The sequence below is a fragment of the Streptomyces sp. NPDC043853 genome (assembly GCF_056436025.1).
On sequence record NZ_JBWKDJ010000003.1, the window covers coordinates 366,047 to 383,424 of the forward strand.

At 70.3% G+C, this 17,378-nt stretch carries 19 protein-coding genes; 12 read left to right on the plus strand and 7 right to left on the minus strand.

The window, feature by feature from the left end; all coding sequences use genetic code 11:
• Nucleotides 1-202: 202 nt before the first annotated feature.
• The 10 genes from pdhA (at nt 203) to AC067U_RS10485 (ending at nt 11,844) form a co-directional block, all read left to right on the plus strand.
• Nucleotides 203-1,405, plus strand: a complete 1,203-nt coding sequence (pdhA, locus tag AC067U_RS10440; RefSeq protein ID WP_478829231.1) for a pyruvate dehydrogenase (acetyl-transferring) E1 component subunit alpha — start codon at nt 203-205, stop codon at nt 1,403-1,405.
• Between the two features lie 2 nt (nt 1,406-1,407).
• The gene (locus tag AC067U_RS10445) at nt 1,408-2,388 is read left to right on the plus strand and encodes an alpha-ketoacid dehydrogenase subunit beta (protein WP_478829232.1); all 981 of its coding nucleotides are present in this window, start codon (nt 1,408-1,410) and stop codon (nt 2,386-2,388) included.
• 11 nt (nt 2,389-2,399) lie between these two features.
• The gene (locus AC067U_RS10450; protein WP_478829233.1) at nt 2,400-3,857 is read left to right on the plus strand and encodes a dihydrolipoamide acetyltransferase family protein; all 1,458 of its coding nucleotides are present in this window, start codon (nt 2,400-2,402) and stop codon (nt 3,855-3,857) included.
• A gap of 143 nt (nt 3,858-4,000) precedes the next feature.
• The gene (locus AC067U_RS10455) at nt 4,001-4,576 is read left to right on the plus strand and encodes a hypothetical protein (RefSeq protein ID WP_478829234.1); all 576 of its coding nucleotides are present in this window, start codon (nt 4,001-4,003) and stop codon (nt 4,574-4,576) included.
• The gene (locus tag AC067U_RS10460; RefSeq protein WP_478829235.1) at nt 4,576-9,135 is read left to right on the plus strand and encodes a putative T7SS-secreted protein; all 4,560 of its coding nucleotides are present in this window, start codon (nt 4,576-4,578) and stop codon (nt 9,133-9,135) included. The genes AC067U_RS10455 and AC067U_RS10460 overlap by 1 nt, the downstream gene beginning before the upstream one ends.
• Before the next feature lie 481 nt (nt 9,136-9,616).
• Complete coding sequence (locus AC067U_RS10465) at nt 9,617-9,880, plus strand: hypothetical protein (protein ID WP_478829236.1); 264 nt, start codon at nt 9,617-9,619, stop codon at nt 9,878-9,880.
• Nucleotides 9,871-10,374 carry a hypothetical protein gene (locus AC067U_RS10470; RefSeq protein WP_478829237.1) on the plus strand — a complete coding sequence of 168 codons (504 nt, stop codon included), beginning with the start codon at nt 9,871-9,873 and terminating at the stop codon, nt 10,372-10,374. The genes AC067U_RS10465 and AC067U_RS10470 overlap by 10 nt, the downstream gene beginning before the upstream one ends.
• A 17-nt stretch (nt 10,375-10,391) precedes the next feature.
• Complete coding sequence (locus AC067U_RS10475; RefSeq protein WP_478829238.1) at nt 10,392-10,997, plus strand: hypothetical protein; 606 nt, start codon at nt 10,392-10,394, stop codon at nt 10,995-10,997.
• A gap of 53 nt (nt 10,998-11,050) precedes the next feature.
• A complete protein-coding gene (locus AC067U_RS10480; protein WP_478829239.1) occupies nt 11,051-11,536 on the plus strand; it encodes a hypothetical protein in 486 nt (161 codons plus the stop codon).
• On the plus strand, nt 11,533-11,844 hold the full coding sequence (locus AC067U_RS10485) for a colicin immunity domain-containing protein (protein ID WP_478829240.1): 312 nt from the start codon (nt 11,533-11,535) through the stop codon (nt 11,842-11,844). The genes AC067U_RS10480 and AC067U_RS10485 overlap by 4 nt, the downstream gene beginning before the upstream one ends.
• A gap of 6 nt (nt 11,845-11,850) precedes the next feature.
• Here the strand turns inward: AC067U_RS10485 and AC067U_RS10490 are convergent, their stop codons facing one another.
• Complete coding sequence (locus tag AC067U_RS10490) at nt 11,851-12,216, minus strand: hypothetical protein (RefSeq protein WP_478829241.1); 366 nt, start codon at nt 12,214-12,216, stop codon at nt 11,851-11,853.
• Nucleotides 12,217-12,411: 195 nt separating this feature from the next.
• On the opposite strand from AC067U_RS10490, the gene AC067U_RS10495 reads away from it, so the two are divergent.
• Nucleotides 12,412-13,179 (plus strand): hypothetical protein, encoded by a 768-nt coding sequence (locus AC067U_RS10495; protein WP_478829242.1) that lies wholly within the window; start codon nt 12,412-12,414, stop codon nt 13,177-13,179.
• 189 nt (nt 13,180-13,368) lie between these two features.
• On the opposite strand, the gene AC067U_RS10500 is transcribed toward AC067U_RS10495, so the two are convergent.
• Together AC067U_RS10500 and AC067U_RS10505 are read right to left on the minus strand one after the other, a co-directional pair.
• Entirely contained in the window at nt 13,369-13,503 is a 135-nt protein-coding gene (locus AC067U_RS10500; protein WP_478829243.1) for a hypothetical protein, read from the minus strand.
• 108 nt (nt 13,504-13,611) lie between these two features.
• Nucleotides 13,612-13,977 (minus strand): nuclear transport factor 2 family protein, encoded by a 366-nt coding sequence (locus tag AC067U_RS10505; RefSeq protein ID WP_478829244.1) that lies wholly within the window; start codon nt 13,975-13,977, stop codon nt 13,612-13,614.
• Nucleotides 13,978-14,047: 70 nt separating this feature from the next.
• Here AC067U_RS10505 and AC067U_RS10510 point away from each other — a divergent pair, with 70 nt between their 5' ends.
• Complete coding sequence (locus AC067U_RS10510; RefSeq protein WP_478829245.1) at nt 14,048-14,944, plus strand: LysR family transcriptional regulator; 897 nt, start codon at nt 14,048-14,050, stop codon at nt 14,942-14,944.
• Here the strand turns inward: AC067U_RS10510 and AC067U_RS10515 are convergent.
• The 4 genes from AC067U_RS10515 to AC067U_RS10530 form a co-directional block, all read right to left on the minus strand.
• The gene (locus tag AC067U_RS10515; RefSeq protein WP_478829246.1) at nt 14,933-15,223 is read right to left on the minus strand and encodes a hypothetical protein; all 291 of its coding nucleotides are present in this window, start codon (nt 15,221-15,223) and stop codon (nt 14,933-14,935) included. The two genes, AC067U_RS10510 and AC067U_RS10515, sit on opposite strands and share 12 nt — an antisense overlap.
• Nucleotides 15,224-15,252: 29 nt before the next feature.
• Nucleotides 15,253-15,672: a PPOX class F420-dependent oxidoreductase gene (locus AC067U_RS10520; protein WP_478829247.1), complete on the minus strand. Its 420-nt coding sequence runs from the start codon at nt 15,670-15,672 to the stop codon at nt 15,253-15,255.
• Nucleotides 15,673-15,733: 61 nt separating this feature from the next.
• Nucleotides 15,734-16,900: a DUF1266 domain-containing protein gene (locus AC067U_RS10525; RefSeq protein ID WP_478829248.1), complete on the minus strand. Its 1,167-nt coding sequence runs from the start codon at nt 16,898-16,900 to the stop codon at nt 15,734-15,736.
• A gap of 9 nt (nt 16,901-16,909) precedes the next feature.
• Nucleotides 16,910-17,335: an ATP-binding protein gene (locus AC067U_RS10530; protein ID WP_478829249.1), complete on the minus strand. Its 426-nt coding sequence runs from the start codon at nt 17,333-17,335 to the stop codon at nt 16,910-16,912.
• Nucleotides 17,336-17,378 lie beyond the last annotated feature (43 nt).

Sequence of the window (17,378 nt, forward strand, 5' to 3'; positions counted from 1 at the left end):
AATCAAAGCAAAATCCCAGGTCAAATGGGGTTTCGCTGTTCCGGGGCGCACTGGGTAACGTGCTTTTCGCAGGGCACTCGCCGGGGCACCTGTCACGCCTGTTTCCCGGACGAGTCGCACCCACCCCGTGCGCGGGTTACGGACCAGGCAAGCCGCACTGGTTCCCGGAGAACCCGGGTGCCGGACCGACGGAGGAGCACACGTGACCGTGGAGAGCACTGCCGCGCGCAAGCCGCGACGCAGCAGCAGCACCAAGCGAGCAGCGGCCGGGGCGAGCGCCCGCAAGGCCGCCGGCACCGGTGCCGAGAGTGCCGAGCCCCAGCTCGTACAGCTGCTGACGCCGGAAGGGCGTCTGGTGGAGGACGGCGAGAACGCGGCGAACGCGGAATTTCTCTCCTACGTTTCCGACATCACAGCCGAGGACCTGCGCGGGCTCTACCGCGACATGGTCATGACCCGCCGCTTCGACGGCGAGGCCACGGCCCTGCAGCGCCAGGGCGAGCTGGGCCTGTGGGCGTCGCTGCTCGGCCAGGAAGCCGCGCAGATCGGTTCCGGCCGCGCGCTGCGCGACGACGACTACGTCTTCCCGACCTACCGCGAGCACGGCGTGGCCTGGTGCCGCGACGTCGACCCCACCAACCTGCTGGGCATGTTCCGCGGGGTGAACCACGGCGGCTGGGACCCGACCACCAACAACTTCCACCTCTACACGATCGTCATCGGCTCGCAGACGCTGCACGCGACCGGTTACGCGATGGGCGTGGCCAAGGACGGCGCCGACTCGGCGGTCATCGCCTACTTCGGCGACGGCGCGTCCAGCCAGGGCGACGTGAACGAGGCCTTCACCTTCTCGGCGGTCTACAACGCCCCCGTGGTGTTCTTCTGCCAGAACAACCAGTGGGCCATCTCCGAGCCCACCGAGCGCCAGACCCGCGTGCCGCTCTACCAGCGCGCCCAGGGCTTCGGCTTCCCCGGCGTCCGCGTCGACGGCAACGACGTCCTGGCCTGCCTGGCCGTGACCCGCTGGGCCCTGGAGCGGGCCCGCCAGGGCGAGGGCCCGACGCTGATCGAGGCGTTCACCTACCGCATGGGCGCCCACACCACCTCCGACGACCCGACCCGCTACCGGCAGGACGAGGAGCGGGCCGCCTGGGAGTCCAAGGACCCGATCGCCCGCCTCAAGGCCCACCTGCTGGCCACCGGCGGCGCCGACGAGGCCTTCTTCGAGTCGCTGGAGACGGAGAGCGAGGCCCTCGGCAAGCGGGTCCGTGAGGCCGTACGCAACATGCCCGACCCCGACACGATGTCGATGTTCGAGAACATCTACGCCGACGGGCACGCGCTGGTGGACGAGGAGCGCGCCCAGTTCGCGGCCTACCTCGCTTCGTTCGAGGAGGGTCACTGATCATGGCTGTCGAGAAGATGTCGATCGCGAAGGCGCTCAACGAGTCGCTGCGCAAGGCCCTGGACACGGACCCCAAGGTCCTGATCATGGGCGAGGACGTCGGCAAGCTGGGCGGTGTCTTCCGGATCACCGACGGCCTGCAGAAGGACTTCGGCGAGGGGCGGGTCATCGACACCCCGCTCGCCGAGTCCGGCATCGTCGGCACCGCCATCGGCCTCGCGCTGCGCGGGTACCGGCCGGTCGTGGAGATCCAGTTCGACGGGTTCGTCTTCCCGGCCTACGACCAGATCGTCACGCAGCTCGCGAAGATGCACGCGCGGGCCCTGGGCAAGATCAAGCTGCCGGTCGTCGTCCGGATCCCCTACGGCGGTGCCATCGGCGCCGTCGAGCACCACAGCGAGTCCCCCGAGGCGCTGTTCGCCCACGTGGCGGGCCTCAAGGTGGTCTCCCCGTCCAACCCCTCCGACGCGTACTGGATGCTGCAGCAGGCCATCCAGAGCGACGACCCGGTGATCTTCTTCGAGCCGAAGCGGCGCTACTGGGACAAGGGCGAGGTCGACGTCGAGGCCATCCCGGGCGAGCTGCACAAGGCGCGCGTGGCGCAGACCGGCACCGACATCACCCTGGCCGCCTACGGCCCGATGGTGAAGGTCTGCCTGGAGGCGGCCGCGGCCGCGGCCGAGGAGGGCAAGTCGGTCGAGGTCGTGGACCTGCGGTCGATGTCCCCGGTCGACTTCGACACCGTCCAGGCCTCGGTGGAGAAGACCCGCCGGCTCGTGGTGGTGCACGAGGCGCCCGTCTTCCTGGGCGTGGGTTCGGAGATCGCCGCCCGCATCACGGAGCGGTGCTTCTACCACCTGGAGGCCCCGGTGCTGAGGGTCGGCGGCTTCCACGCCCCGTACCCGCCGGCCCGGGTGGAGGAGGAGTACCTGCCCGGACTGGACCGCGTGCTCGACGCCGTCGACCGCTCGCTGGCGTTCTGAGGAGAGCCGCTGTGACGATCCGCGAATTCAAGATGCCCGACGTGGGCGAGGGGCTCACCGAGGCCGAGATCCTCAAGTGGTACGTCCAGCCGGGTGACACCGTCACCGACGGCCAGGTCGTCTGCGAGGTGGAGACCGCGAAGGCGGCCGTGGAGCTGCCGATCCCGTTCGACGGCGTGGTGCACGAGCTGCGCTTCGACGAGGGCGTGACGGTCGACGTCGGCCAGGTCATCATCACCGTGGACGTGGCCGGCGGCGAGCCCGCTCCGGCGGACTCCGCTCCGGCCGCACAGGCCCAGGCGGCTCCGGCCGCCCCCGCCGCGGCGGAGGAGCCGGCCCCGGAGGGCCGCCAGCCGGTCCTGGTCGGCTACGGCGTCGCCCAGGGCTCCACGAAGCGCCGGCCCCGCAAGGCCCCGGCCGCGGCAGCTGCGGCCGCCGTGGTGGAGGCTCCCGCGTACCAGGCGCCGGCCACCGTCCTGAACGGCAACGGCAACGGTGTGGGCAACGGCAACGGCTACACCGCGCTGCTCACCACCGGTGAGCGCCCGCTGGCCAAGCCGCCCGTCCGCAAGCTCGCCAAGGACCTCGGCATCGACCTCGCCACGGTGGTCCCCACCGGTGAGGGCGGCGTCGTGACCCGCGAGGACGTGCACGCGGCGGCCGCCGCCGCGGCCGCGCCGGCGACGGCCCCGGCCCCGGTCGCGGCCGAGGCGGCCGTCCCGGCTCCGGTTGCCGCGGCTCCGGCCCCGGTGGTCGTGGAGTCCGGCGCGCGGGAGACCCGTATCCCGGTCAAGGGCGTCCGCAAGGTCACCGCCCAGGCCATGGTCGGTTCCGCGTTCACCGCCCCGCACGTCACCGAGTTCATCACCTTCGACATCACGAAGACGATGAAGCTGGTCGCGGACCTGAAGCAGGACCCGGACATGGCCGGGCTGCGGATCAACCCGCTCCTGCTCATCGCCAAGGCCGTGCTGATCGCCGTACGCCGCAACCCGGACGTCAACGCGTCCTGGGACGAGGCGGCCCAGGAGATCGTGCTCAAGCACTACGTGAACCTCGGCATCGCCGCGGCCACCCCGCGCGGTCTGATCGTCCCGAACATCAAGGACGCGCACGCCAAGACCCTGCCGGAGCTGTCGGAGGCCCTGTCCTCCCTGGTCACCACGGCCCGGGACGGCAAGACCTCTCCGTCCGACATGCAGGGTGGCACCCTCACCATCACCAACGTCGGCGTCTTCGGCGTCGACACCGGTACGCCCATCCTGAACCCGGGCGAGTCCGCGATCCTCGCGGTCGGCGCGATCAAGCTCCAGCCGTGGGTCCACAAGGGCAAGGTGAAGCCGCGTCAGGTCACCACCCTGGCGCTGTCCTTCGACCACCGCCTGATCGACGGCGAACTGGGCTCCAAGTTCCTCGCGGACATCGCGGCGGTCCTGGAGGACCCGAAGCGCCTGATCACCTGGGCGTAATTCAACCCGCCTTCGGCAGAAGGTTTTAGACGGCCGGTCACCCACCTGTGGGTGACCGGCCGTTCACTTGTTCGCCATTGCATCGCGTGAGTACGGTGTGCGCCGGGGAATGCCGATCATCCCCGGAACGGGGGAAGCGCACCATGAGCGGCGACGACGAACTCCAGATATCCGAGCAGGCCGTTCAGGGCGTACAGAGCGGTTTGCGCGCGGCGATCTCGGAACTGCGGGAATCCGGGGCGGACGCCGGCGGTGCCTCCATGGGTGCCGGATTCAGCGATCTGTCGATGACCGGCATGGAGACCGGACACGCGGGCCTCGCCACGGACTTCGAGGACTTCTGCGAGCGCTGGGAGTGGGGGGTGCGCGCCCTCGTCCAGGACGCCAGCGGTCTGGCGGCCCGCCTCGGCATCGCCGCCGGCACCCTCTGGGAGGAGGACCAGTACCGGCACGGATCGTTCAAGGTCCTCGTCAACTCCCTCTACGGCAACCCGTACGCGAGCGAGGACGAGGTCAAGAAGAAGGCATGGGGCGACTTCGCGAAGCCGCCGTGGGAGGTCTACAAGCCGGACTGGAGCACCGAGAACTTCGGCAAGGCGTGGGACGACATGGGGAAGAACTGGGAGGACACCGGCAACGAGGTGAAGAACAACGGCCGGATCGGCTCCCTCAAGGACCTGCTCGATGTGGCGGGGGACGACAACGGGGGGCGTGACTGATGGGCTGGCGCGACCTCGTACCCGACAAGGTCGAGAAGTGGGGCGAGGACCGGGCCGAGGACGTCGGCGACCTCGTCGAATGGGCGGGCGACAAGACCGCGAACGCGGCGGACCGGGTCGGTCTGCACGATGCCGGCGATTGGGTCCGCGACAAGAGCCGCTCGGCCGCGAACCGGCTCGGTGCCGACGTCGCCGAGCTGGAACTGGGCGAGACCGAGGACCCGAAGAGGCTGGTCTACGGCAGCGTCTCCAAGATCCGCGCCCAGGCGGCCCACCTCAAGGATTTCCAGACCTCCTTCACGGCCGTCGGCAACGGCCTCAAGGGCATGCAGGGCGACGGGCTGAAGGGCAAGTCGGCCGACTCCTTCAGGGAGGCGGTCGCCAAGGAACCGCCGAAATGGTTCAAGGCGGCGGACGCGTGCGGAAAGGCCGCCGACGCGCTGAATCGTTTCGCCGAGACCGTGGAATGGGCGCAGGGCCAGGCCAAGGAGGCGCTCGACGAGTACAAGGCGGCCCGGAAGGCGTCCGAGGACGCCGTGAACGCCCACAACAAGAACGTCGACGCGTACAACGGCGCCATCAAGGCGAAGAAGGATCCGCTGCCGCCCCGCCCGGGTGCCTTCACCGACCCGGGCAAGGCGAAGGCCGAGGCAGCCCAGGACAAACTGGACTCCGCCCGCAAGCAGCGCAACGACGTGGCCGAGACGGCGCGTACGGCGATCCGCGCGGCCCGCGACGCGGCCCCGGAGAAGCCCTCGTACGCGGCACAGCTGAAGGACGGCCTCGACTACGCCGACATCGCCAAGAACCACCTGGGCGGCGGCCTCCTCAAGGGCACGGCCGGCCTGGTCTCCTTCGGGCGCTCCCTCAACCCCTCGGACCCGTACAACATCGGTCATCCACACGAGTACCTGACGAACCTCAACTCGACGGTCACCGGCCTGCTGACCGCGGTGAACGACCCGCTGGGCACCGGCAGGACCATGCTCGACGAGTTCATGAAGGATCCGAACGAGGGCGTCGGCAGACTCCTCCCCGAACTGCTCGGCTCGAAGGGCGCGGGCGGGGCGAAGAAGGCGGGCACGTTCGCGAAGGGCGCCGACGACGCCCCCGGCAAGGGCCGAACCTCGGTGGACAAGGACGGCCCGGAGGCGAGCAACAAGCCGGACGGCGAGAAGAACAGCAAGGGCACCGACCCGGTCGACCTGGCCACCGGCCGCATGTACCTGCCGCAGACGGACATCCTCCTGCCCGGCACGCTGCCGCTGGTCTTCACCCGGCGCGCCGAGTCCGGGTACACGGCGGGCCGCTGGTTCGGCCCGTCCTGGTCCTCCACGGTCGACCAGCACCTGGAGATCGACGCCGAGGGCATCGTCTTCGTCTCCGAGGACGGCCTGCTCCTCACCTACCCGCACCCGGCGCCCGGCCTCCCGGTCCTCCCGCTCACCGGCGCCCTCCGCCGCGCGCTGTTCCGCACTCCGGAAGGCACCTACGCCCTCCTGGACCCGGACACCGGCCACACCCGCCACTTCACGGCCGAGGGCCGCATCGACGCGATCTCGGACCGCAACGGCAACTCCATCACCTTCGACCACGACGAGTCCGGCACCCCGCTCGCACTCACCCACAGCGGCGGCTACCAGCTCCGACTGGTCGTGGAGGACGGCCGGATCACGGCCCTCCATGTGACCGGCGGCCCGCGCATCCTCGCGTACGGCTACGAGGACGAGAACCGGAACCTGACCTCGGTCACCAACTCCTCGGACCGCCCGCTCTGCTTCACCTATGACGACCGCGCCCGCATCACGTCCTGGACGGACACCAACAACAGCCGCTACGAGTACGCGTACGACGACCGCGACCGCTGCATCGCGGAGGGCGGCGCGGCCGGCCACCTGGCCATCACCCTGGCCTACTCCGACCCGGACCCGGCCACCGGCCACCGCACGACCACCCTCACCACGGCCGAGGGCCACACCACCCGCTACCTCGTCGACCGCCGCTTCCGCGTGATCGCGGAGACGGACCCGCTGGGCGCGACCACGCAGTACACGCACGACACCCACGGCCGCCTCCTGACCCGCACGGACCCCCTGGGCCACACGACCACGTGCGCGTACGACGCGGAGGGCCGCCTGGTCTCCGTGACCCGTCCCGACGGCCGCTCCAGCCGCGCCGAGTACGACGACCTCGGCCTCCCGGTGAAGGTCGTCCACCCGGACGGGACGGCCCTGCGCCAGACCTTCGACGACCGCGGCAACCGCACGTCTTTCACCACCTCGACCGGTGCGACGACGCACTTCGCGTACGACGCCCTGGGCCATCTCACGACGGTGACGGACGCGCTGGGCGCGGTCACCCGCATCACCTCCGACGCGGCCGGCCTGCCCGTCGCCTCGACGGATCCGCTGGGGGCCGTCTCCGGCTGCCGACGGGACGTCTTCGGCCGCACGGTCACCCTGACCGACCCCCTCGGTCGTACGACCGGTCTGACCTGGACGGTGGAGGGCCGCCTGGTCGCCCGCCGGTATCCGGACGGCGCGACGGAGTCCTGGACGTACGACGGCGAGGGCAACTGCCTCACCCACACCGACCGCGCGGGCGGGGTGACCACCAGCACGTACGGGGACTTCGACCTCCTCACGACCCGCACCGGCCCGGACGGGGTCCGGTACGCCTTCACCCACGACGCGGAGCTCCGCCTCACCTCGGTCACCGGTCCCGAGGGCCGCGCCTGGACGTACGCGTACGACCCGGCCGGCCGCCTCACGGCCGAGACGGACTTCGACGCCCGCACCCTCACCTACGGGTACGACCCGACGGGCCGTCTGACCTCCCGCACGAACGCACTCGGCGCCACGACGACGTACGAGCACAACGCCCTCGGCCAGATCACCCGCAAGACGACGCGGGACGGCACCACCACCTACGAGTACGACACGGCCGACCAACTGGCCGAGGCACGCAGTCCCGAAGCAACGCTCACCCGACTCCGCGACCGCCACGGCCGCCTGGTCTCCGAGACGGTGAACGGCCGCACGGTCCGATACGCCTATGACGAGCTGGGCCGCCGCACGGAACGTACGACCCCGTCAGGCGCCCACTCGGCCTGGACGTACGACGCGGCCGGCCGCCGAGTCTCCCTCACCACATCGGGCCGCACCCTCACCTTCGACCACGACGCGGCGGGCCAGGAGGTGACCCGCACCCTCTCCGACACGGTCACCCTCACCCACGCCTACGACGAGGCGGGCCGCCTCACCACGCAGCACCTCGCCACGCGCGACGGCAGCACGCTCCAGCGGCGGGGATACGCCTACCGCGCGGACGGCGCCCTCACGGAACTGGACGATCTCCTCTCCGGCCACCGCACGTTCACCCTGGACGCGGCGGCCCGCGTCACGGCAGTCGAGGCACCGTCGTGGCAGGAGCGCTACACGTACGACGCGGCCGGCAACCAGACATCAGCCTCCTGGCCGGACCGCCACCCGGGCGCCGAGGCCCAGGGCACCCGCGAATACTCCGGCACCCGCATCACCCGGGCCGGCTCGGTCCGCTACGAACACGACGCCCTCGGCCGCACCACCCTCCGCCAGAAGACCCGCCTCTCCCGCAAGCCGGACACCTGGCACTACGAGTGGAACGCGGAGGACCAGCTCACCGGGGTGGTGACCCCGGACGGCACGGCCTGGCGCTACGTCCACGACCCGTTGGGCCGCCGAATAGCCAAACACCGCCTGACTCCCTCCGGCGAGATCGCGGAAACAACCCACTTCACCTGGGACGGCACCACCCTCTGCGAGGAGACCGCCGACCAGGTCACCCTCTCCTGGACCCACAACGGTCTCCACCCGCTCACCCAGACCGAGTCGAACGGCGTCGACGAACGCTTCTTCGCGATCGTCACGGACCTGATCGGCACCCCGAAGGAACTCGTAGCCGAAGACGGCACGATCGCCTGGCACACGAGGTCCACCCTGTGGGGCGCCACCACTTGGCCCCGCAAGGCAACGGCCTACACCCCCCTCCGCTTCCCGGGCCAGTACTACGACCCCGAAACGGGCCTCCACCACAACTACTTCCGCACCTACGACCCCGAAACGGCCCGCTACCTCACCCCGGACCCCCTGGGCCTGGCGCCCGCACCCAACCCGGTTGCGTACGTCGACAATCCGCATGTCTGGACGGACGCGTTTGGTCTCGCACCTGACACGTGCCCGGAAGAAGACGGCGATTCGGTCCCTCTTTTTAAAGCTCCCCAGAGGGGGCAAGGGGAAATTCAGGAGTTGCAGGGATTCTTGAAGGAACACTTCCCTGGCGGTCCTGGAGACCCGTATATGAACGGGCTGGTCTATTTTGCCAAACAGAGGCAGCTGGCTGAGATCTACGCCAAGCACTATGGTGAAGGGGTGATCGAGGTCAGGATCCCGCTGGCAGACTATCTGGCGAAGTATAAAGGCTATGAGAAACCTTACGAAGGTGGACCACTGACGGAGCTGGAGATACCGAATGATGTTGTGGAGGATTTGAACCAGTACTGGCGAAAGCGGCATCGGTGATGGCAGACTCATTTTGGGAAGCTGTGAAGAGGTTCCATCCCATCGGATCGCGACTCCAGGGTGAGGTGGAGGCGAGGTTTCCCTTCGGCGTGTTTCTGAAATTTGAGGGGGATCCGCGGGTGAGAGTTTTCTTGGATATCGCTTCCTATAATCCGGTGCCAGGGGCTGCGGTCCCTCTCCCGAATGCCGGAGAGATCGTCGAAGGCGTCGTGGTCGACTTCAGTGATCGCGACCGGCAGATCAGGGTCAGGGTTGGCCCCTGTCCATGGGGCTGAACTGTGACGGCAGGCGAGGCTCAGGGCTGGCGCGATTGTAGGGCAGGAGCACGGACCCTCCTTCGCCCCGCCCGGACCGGTCCGCCCTGCCCGTCTGGGCTCAACCACTGTTGGCGGGGTTGTAGGGCGGGAAACGGGCGGCTTGTGTGCAGGCCGCGTCCGTACGCTGTCGGCGGCGTGAATGTCGAGGACGGGGGCCGGGCACTGTGGTGCAACTGCAGATAGCGCAATTCGACGACGTGGCTGATGGCGAGCTCGTCTGTGGCGTGCGCGTGCTGGAGGGTACGGCGCGCGTCGGCATGTGTTTCCGCACGGCCGGCTCGGACGAACCGTTGCTGAAGCTGGCGAAGATCCTCTGGTATCGGGGAGAGGTGCAGGAGTTGGAAACCCCCTATACGGCGCGGGCCTGGTTCACGCGGCTCGACCCGCGTCAGGTCGAGCTGTTCGAGGTCCTCACGGCGTGCCCGTGAAGGGGAAGGGGCGAGAGTTCCGGTACGTGGGGCCCCGGGAGTTGCTTCGGCTGGTGCGGCCTGAGGAGAAGGGGCGGGCCGTGCGGGGGCCGGGAGACCTGGCGGGCGAGGAGCTCGGCGAGTCCATGACGTACGTCGTCGACGGGGGTGGGGCGTTGTGCGTTGCTCCCCGGCGGAGTGAGCACGTGGTGTGTGCGGGTGGTGCTGCTGTTCTCGCTGCCGGTGAGATCCGGTTCGGGGGAGGGGAGGACGGGTTGAAGGTCGTCGAGGTCAGCAACCTGTCCACCGGGTACTGCCCGGATGTGGATTGTTGGGACGCCGTGCGGGAGGCGTTGGACCGGGCCGGGATCGGGCGGCCCGAGGGGTTCACGCACGAGGTGGTGTTCCGGCGGTGTGGGGCGTGTGGGGAGCGCAACGTCGTGCGTGAGTCGTGGTTCGTCTGCGCTTTGTGCGACCACGAGCTTCCCCGTGAATGGAACTTCTACGGAGTTTAGGAAGCTGGATGTGGTCGGTGCCTGAGGAGGTCCTCGCCAGGGCGGTTTTCGGGCCGCTCGGCGGCGTCGTGGAGGTGGGCGTCGTGACGGAGCAGCGTGCACGCCCCTTGGGTTCCGTGTCGGTCGGTGAGTTCGCTGCCCGGCACGCGGGCGGGCTCGGTCGGGTCAGGGCGGCTGTCGAGGAGCTGGGGAGGTTCAGCCCGGCCGTCATGGAACTGTTCGACGGTCTCGGGTACCTCCGGGATCACGCGATCACTCCTGCTGCGCTGCTTCTCTGGTCGGAGGGCATCGAGCCCTACTTCCCTGAGCTCGAAGCCCCCGAGTCCCTGACGCGGGTTCTTCGGATGGCGGCTGACCTGCAGCTGACCGAGCTGCTGGACGGGCTGGTCCAGGCCGCGGTCGTGCGGACGGACGATGTCGAGCGGGCCTGTGCCCTGATCGTGCAGGTCGTGGAGGACGCGATCGTGCTGGTGGGGCAGCCGGTCGGCACGCCGCGTGAGGTGTTCAGGATGTGGCGGGTGAGGACGTTGCCGCAGGTTCTGAGGCCCTCCTCCTCGGCCACGCCTGCCGCGCGCGCCGTGATGCGGGCCTATTCGCGTGGTCTTGAAGAGCTGCTCTATTGAAGCCGTCGTGGCTGATGGGGTCCCGGAAATGGTTGGCCTGTGGAGGTGGGCGGATGCTCGACGAGATCGTCCGTGTCGGTCGGGAACCGCAGTCGCACGGGCTGAGCGTGGAGTTCAGTATGCGGGCGGAGGAGGGGGAGGCGTCCAGCGGGTTCGATATCGGGGACATGCGGTGGGTGGGGAGGTTCGGGACCGCGGATTCCTCCGGGCGGCGCCCCGATCAGGGGATGATGATCCACCTGTCCGTACCGGAGCTCGTCGACCGGCTGCTGCCGTTGCTGCGTCGGCGGACGGGGTACGTGTCGTTCGCGGGGTCCGAGGGTTCGTTCCGGCTGGAGTTCCGGGCCGTCCTGCACGGGGTCCGCATCACCGGGCCCGACGGGCCGGTGGGCATCGTCAGCCGAGAGGTCCTGCACGGGGCCGTGCTGGAGGCCGTCGAGCGGATGGCCGGTGTCTGGTCCGTGGCCATGGCTGAGGGCGATGCCGTACGGCTTGAGTGTCTGAAGGCCTTGCAGATGCTGAGGGAGTTCCGTCGGTGAGGACGCGGATGTGGAAGGCCGTGGTGGACGTGCCGGCCGGGTCGGCGACCGGGCGGCAGTTGGCGCTCATGCGCCGGTTCTCGGCCCGGGAGATTCCGCCCTGGGAGTTCGCACGGGGCTGGTTCCAGGCCCGCCGCGAGGCACTGGCCGCCGGGGAGCGGGTCGGTGAGCGGATCGCCCGAGCCCTCGATCAGGTGTTCTACACCCTGGACGACTACCCCATCGATCCTTCGTTCCGTGAGGACGGCGACACCACCGACGAGCAGCTCGCTGCGGTGGTCGACGACTTCTGGCGCGCCGTGGGGTGAAGACGGTCAGCCCGTGTGGAACCAGGTCCAGATCGCCAGGGCCGTGGGGGCCGGGCAGGCCAGGGCGCCCAGCAGGAGCAGGCGGGCCGGGACGGACAGGCGGCGGATGCCGGGGGCGAAGGCCAGGGCGGTGAGGGCGGCCGCGGATCCCAGGACGATCAGGGTGGGCTGGAGGAGCAGGTCGGCGATGGGGGTTCCGGCCGCGGCGCTCCAGACGGCCACGATGCCCAGGAGGACGGCCAGCCAGGAGAGGGACGCGAAGGTGACCGCCCACAGCAGGCCCGCGAGCGCGATGACGGCCGGGTGGCTCGGGCGGGCGGGCCGAGCCGGCTGCGGCGGGCCGTACAGCTGCGCGTAGGCGGTCGGGTTCATCGTCCGTCGTTCCCTTCGTGGCCTGTTGCGGGGACGGGCACGATCCTGGTCGCCGGGAGGGCGCTGGCGCATGGGCGCGCGTGCTCAGTTCGCCCCCTCGTCGTACTCAGGTGATCCGGCGCGGGGACGTTGCCGTACGGGCCTGGGCGGGGCCGGCGGAACGTCTAGGCTGCCGACCGGAGAAGGGGGCCGGGGATGCCGATCACCGAGGTGCAGGTGTACTCCGTCGAGGAGGCCGACCGCGACGGTGGCGTGTGTGTCGTGCGGTGCGTGGGCGGGGTGGCGCGGGTCGGGCAGCTCTACGCCGCCGGGGAGTCGCGGATCGTGCTGCGGCGGGCCGAGCGGTGGGGGAAGGCGTGCCCGTACGTCGTGGCCGGGCATTCCGCGAAGGTGTGGCTGACCGGGCCCGTGGTGGCGCTGCTCGGCAGGGGGCAGCTGATCAGGTCGGTGCCGGTGCCCGAGCTGGAGCTCGCGGACGCCGAGTTCTGGCTGGGGACCGGCGTGCCGCCGGCCGAGGAGCAGGATCTGCACATGCTGCGGGTGCTGAGCGTCAACCGCATGCAGGACGAACGGCTGGGCGCTGGTGAGCGGGTCCGGTGGGGGCGGGTGTCGCTCGCGGCGATCGAGGGGATCGGCGGGCATCCGCTGGGTGCCGCGCACAGTGCCGCGATGGTGCGGGCGTATCTCATCCGGCACCTCGGGCCCGAGTTCGGCGAGCCGGACCGGCTGCGGGATCCCGCCGCCCTGTGCCGGGCCGTGCTGGAGCGGGTGGACGTGGGTCCCGAGGAGGCCGTACGGGCCGGACGGGTCTGGCGGGACCTGGACCGGGAACGGATCGTCCACCTGAGGCGGGTCAAAGGGCTGCTGGGTGCGCTGGAGGCGGCCCGGCCGCACCTCGCGGAGGGCGATCCGCTGGGTGCGGCCGTGGACACCTGGCTCCGGATCCGGGTGGAGCTGCCCTAGGTGCGTTGTCCCGGGACGTGGGTGATACGCGTGCTGGGCGCTTGAACCATTCGCGACCACCTCAGCGAGCGAGGCATTCGACGGTGATCCCCGGAGAAGACCGCGGCCATCCACCTGACCGGACCTCAGGTCGCCGGTATCTTCCCCTGGGCCGCGAGGCGAAGCCGGGCCCTCACGACAAGGGCGTCTCTACTGCCGGAAGACGGCGTCCGTGTCACGCATCTCCCGGCCGTCGAGGCGCGCCACGTACGTCCTCCCGGTCACGGCAAGCAGCAGATCGACAGGCAGGGCACCCCGCTCCGGGACCACGTGCAACCAGGGCACGGTGCGCACTGTCGCCCTTCCTCGTGTGATCCAGGCCGTCGATCGCCGTCGGCGCCCGCAGCAGAGTTGCAGAGTCCAGAGCTGAACGGAAAGGGCCCAGCCGACCCGTCAGCGATTGAGCGTGGCCAGGATGCCGCGGGGGTCGAAGGTGACTCGGATGCGGGTGATCTTGCCGTTCTCCACGTGGGTCCAGTTCGCGGTGGGGGCCGGGGGTGCGCCAGCGGTGTGCAGGTCGAACCAGGTGATCACGTCGGTGTCGTCCGCCACTCGGGAGTGGACCTCGATCTTCTCCAGGATCTGCGCCATGCCGCGCAGTCCGGCCAGGCACTCCTCGGCGCCGGAGGCGGTGCCGAGCGCGCCGACGAAGTCGACGTCGTCGGCGAGGAGGCCGCGCAGGGTGTCGAAGTCGCCGGTCTGCCAGGCGGTGAAGTACTTCTCGGAGATCTCTGCCGGAGTCATCGTCGTCGTCTTCATGTGTTCATCGTCGCCCCGGCCTTTCCATCCGTCCAACAGATGGATTGGATGAGAGATATCATTCTTGGTTATGGAAATGCATCAGCTGCGGTATCTCGCGGCGGTGGTGGACGAGGGGACGTTCACGGCGGCGGCGGCCCGGCTGCACGTCAGCCAATCCGGTGTGTCCACCCAAGTGGCCAAGCTGGAAAGGGAGCTGGGGCAGCAGCTGCTGGAGCGCTCGGGGCGGCGCGTGCGCCTGACGGCGGCGGGGGAGGCGGTGCTGCCGCTCGCCCGGGAGGCGCTGGAAGCACTCGCGGGCATCGAGTACACGGCCGCGGAGTTCGCCCAGGCCGTCCGCGGCCGGGTACGGCTGGGCATGATCAGGGGCTGTGCCATTCCGGGATTCCTGGATGCCGTGGCCGACTTCGGGCGCAGCCATCCGGGCGTGGTACTGAGCCTGCACGAGGACGACTCGCAGGCGTTGCGGGCACAGGTGCTGGCGCGTTCGGTCGACCTCGCGCTGTTCGCCTTCCCGGGACATGACGGGGACAGCCGGCAGGCCGAGCCCGAGCTGGACGTCACCGTCGTCGTCGACGAACCGATCGCCCTCGCCGTGCCCGAAGCGCACCGTCTGGACCGGGCCTCGGTGCGGCTGGCCGACGTAGAGGCCGAGGCGGGGCGGATCCTCTGCCTGCCGCACGGCACCGGCATCCGGGCCGCCTACGAGCGGTCCTGCCTCCGGGTGGGGATCGAACCGCGTGTGGACATCGACGCCAGTGCCCCGCTCACCCTGCTCGGCCTGGTGCGGCGCGGGGCCGGGGTCGCCGTCCTGAGCCCGTCGTCGGCGGGTGGGGTGGAGGGCTTGCGGACGGTCCCGGTCACCGACGCCGCCACGCACGCCTGCCTCGGCCTGGCCATCCGCTCCGACCAGCGTTCCCCGGCAGCCCGGCTGCTGCTGGCGGGGCTGAGCCGGTCACTGGCCTGACCGGTCGTCCCGATGGTCTGCGGCCGATTGGGGCAGGGCCGGTTCCAGGATCACCACCGCCGTCTCGGCGGGGCGCAGGGCGGCGTACGCGTCCGGGTCCTTGTCGATCTCGCCCCGGCGCAGGCGGAGCGTGCCCCAGCCCTTCCGGCCCGGCCGCCACAGCCCGAGCCGGCCGCCGGACGCCCGGTAGGCGCTCCGGTGCACGGACCAGGCGAGGCGGATGAACCAGCGGGGCGGGAGGCGTACCGCAGCGGATCGTGTTCCGTCTCCGGCCGGCATGACCCCACCACCCTCCGCCCGAACGGTCCCTAGGCGCGCGCCGCGTTGCCCAGCACCCGGCGCGGGGTGATCCGTACGACCACCCGGAGCTCCTCCGCCGGCGCCTCCGCGTACTCCTTGCCCCCGCCCGGCCCGAGGTACTCCTCGGCGATGCGGACGGCCACGGCCCGGCCGGTGTCCTCCGTGACGGTCGCCTCGCCGCGGATCTCGACGTAGAGGAAGGGGTTGTTCAGGTCGAAGACGGTCAGGCTGACGCGCGGGTCGCGGACGATGTTCCGCTCCTTGCGGCGCCCCTGCTCGGTGGAGATCAGCAGGTCCGTGCCGTCACGGGAGACCCAGACCACCGAGGTCTGGGGGCTCCCGTCGGGGTTGAGGGTGGACAGGACGGCCGGGTGCGGGGCGTCCAGAAGCCGGCGTACGGCGTCGTTCAGGGCAACGGTGGTCGTCATGTCCGCGACCATAGATCGGCACCCGGGGCGCGTCGACGGTGAACGGGCCAGTCCGCGCCGACTACGCGAAGTCGATGGTCAGCCAAGGGCTTTCGGGGTCGGTCATCAGTTCGCGGTGCGCGGTGACCATCTCCTGGTACCACTCCCCGAACTCCTCCTCGTCGAAGTGCAGGCAGCGGCCGAGGACGAAGCCGGCCGAGAGGTCCTCCCAGGACCTGTACGTCTCCTTGCACGCCTCGCCGGCCCGTACGACGGCCCGCTCGGTCTCGTCGATCGTGCCGAAGCGGGCGCCGAGGCCCCAGCGGGCCATCTGGGAGGCCCGGCCGTAGTCCCAGGCGAGCACGGAACGGATGTACGCGTCCTCGCCGAGCAGGCCGTCGGCGCGGAAGCGCTGCTCGTAGCGGAGGATCCGGCCGACGAGCTGCTGGACCTCGCCGATCAGGTGGTCCAGCTCGGCCTCCGTGCGGACGGAGCCGGTACGGGAGACGCTGCGCCGCACCGCGTGCGCGACCTCGTCCCGCCATTCCTCGATGGACGGCATCGAGCCGTGGTGCTCGGCGAGCACCTTGCGGACGTGCAGGGGCATCTCCCAGACGGGGGTGCTGACTTCGGCGGCGAGCAGGCGCTCGGTGACGTCGAGCCATTCCTCGCGGCCGGTGACGCCCCAGTAGTCGGCGAGCTTCTGTTTTTCGAGGAGGTAGCCCTGGCCCTGGTAGCCGAGGGCGTTCCAGAACTGGCCGTTCCGGACGGAGAGGTGGGCGCCGGCGGCGAGCCCGAAAGCGACGGGGGCGGGCAGTGGTTCGGGATGCCGCAGGGTCTGTACGCGGCCCTGGTCGAGGCCGCGGGTGGCGGCGCGCTCGGCGTGCCGGGTCCAGCGGTCGCGGTCGGCGGCGGGGAGGTTGGCCTCGCAGGGGGTGCCGGGGTTCACGGTGAGGTACGGCGGGTCCTCCTGGTCGTCCCAGACGGCGGCGTACCAGCCGAAGTCCTCCGAGTGGAAGACGGTGTCCTCGGTGGGGGAGGGCAGGGCGCCCTCGGTCCAGACGTGGAGCTGCTGGTCGTTCTCGGGGTAGAAGCGGACGGCGTCGGGCTCGGCGTCCACGTGCGCGCGGGGTGCGGCGATGAACAGTTCGTGGCGGGCCAGTACGTCGAAGTACCGCGGCCAGTCGCCCTTCAGCTTGGCTTCGTACAGTTCTTCCTCGATGGCACTGGGCGCACTCCACGACGTCATGTGTGCACCCTAACCAGGCCCGATGCCGAGCTCCGCCCATACGGTCTTGCCGATGCAGCGCTCGTCGACGCCCCAGCGGCGTGCTGTCGCGCCGACGATCTGGAGGCCGCGGCCGAACTGTTCGCAGGGGTGCGGTGTGCGCGGCTCGGGCCGCCGCTCGCCTTTCGGATCGCTGACCGCGACACGGAGCGATGCTCCGCGGAGGCTCACCTCGACCCGGAGGTAGCGGTCCTCCACGGAACCGTGCATGAGCGCGTTGGTGGTGAGCTCGCTGGTCAGCAGCGCGATGTCCGCCGCGAGTTGGGGCTGCCCCCAGGCCACGGCCAGCCATGCGGCACGCCGCCTGGCCGCGGGCACCGATTCCTGGCGGGGCGGGTAGTTCCGCACGTCCTGCCGGCTGGTGGCGGGCTGAGGCTGAGGCGGTGGGTTGCTCATGTGCGATGCACCTCCGGGTGGGGCGGTGGCTTTGCCGTTGCAT

Bases quoted from the DNA above. Each gene is read 5' to 3' on its own strand.
- AC067U_RS10445 (WP_478829232.1), top strand. From the start codon at position 1,408: ATGGCTGTCGAGAAGATGTCGATCGCGAAGGCGCTCAACGAGTCGCTG.
- AC067U_RS10455 (WP_478829234.1), top strand. From the start codon at position 4,001: ATGAGCGGCGACGACGAACTCCAGATATCCGAGCAGGCCGTTCAGGGC.
- AC067U_RS10460 (WP_478829235.1), top strand. From the start codon at position 4,576: ATGGGCTGGCGCGACCTCGTACCCGACAAGGTCGAGAAGTGGGGCGAG.
- AC067U_RS10480 (WP_478829239.1), top strand. From the start codon at position 11,051: ATGCTCGACGAGATCGTCCGTGTCGGTCGGGAACCGCAGTCGCACGGG.
- AC067U_RS10490 (WP_478829241.1), bottom strand. From the start codon at position 12,216: ATGAACCCGACCGCCTACGCGCAGCTGTACGGCCCGCCGCAGCCGGCT.
- AC067U_RS10495 (WP_478829242.1), top strand. From the start codon at position 12,412: ATGCCGATCACCGAGGTGCAGGTGTACTCCGTCGAGGAGGCCGACCGC.
- AC067U_RS10505 (WP_478829244.1), bottom strand. From the start codon at position 13,977: ATGAAGACGACGACGATGACTCCGGCAGAGATCTCCGAGAAGTACTTC.
- AC067U_RS10510 (WP_478829245.1), top strand. From the start codon at position 14,048: ATGGAAATGCATCAGCTGCGGTATCTCGCGGCGGTGGTGGACGAGGGG.
- AC067U_RS10515 (WP_478829246.1), bottom strand. From the start codon at position 15,223: ATGCCGGCCGGAGACGGAACACGATCCGCTGCGGTACGCCTCCCGCCC.
- AC067U_RS10520 (WP_478829247.1), bottom strand. From the start codon at position 15,672: ATGACGACCACCGTTGCCCTGAACGACGCCGTACGCCGGCTTCTGGAC.
- AC067U_RS10525 (WP_478829248.1), bottom strand. From the start codon at position 16,900: ATGACGTCGTGGAGTGCGCCCAGTGCCATCGAGGAAGAACTGTACGAA.
- AC067U_RS10530 (WP_478829249.1), bottom strand. From the start codon at position 17,335: ATGAGCAACCCACCGCCTCAGCCTCAGCCCGCCACCAGCCGGCAGGAC.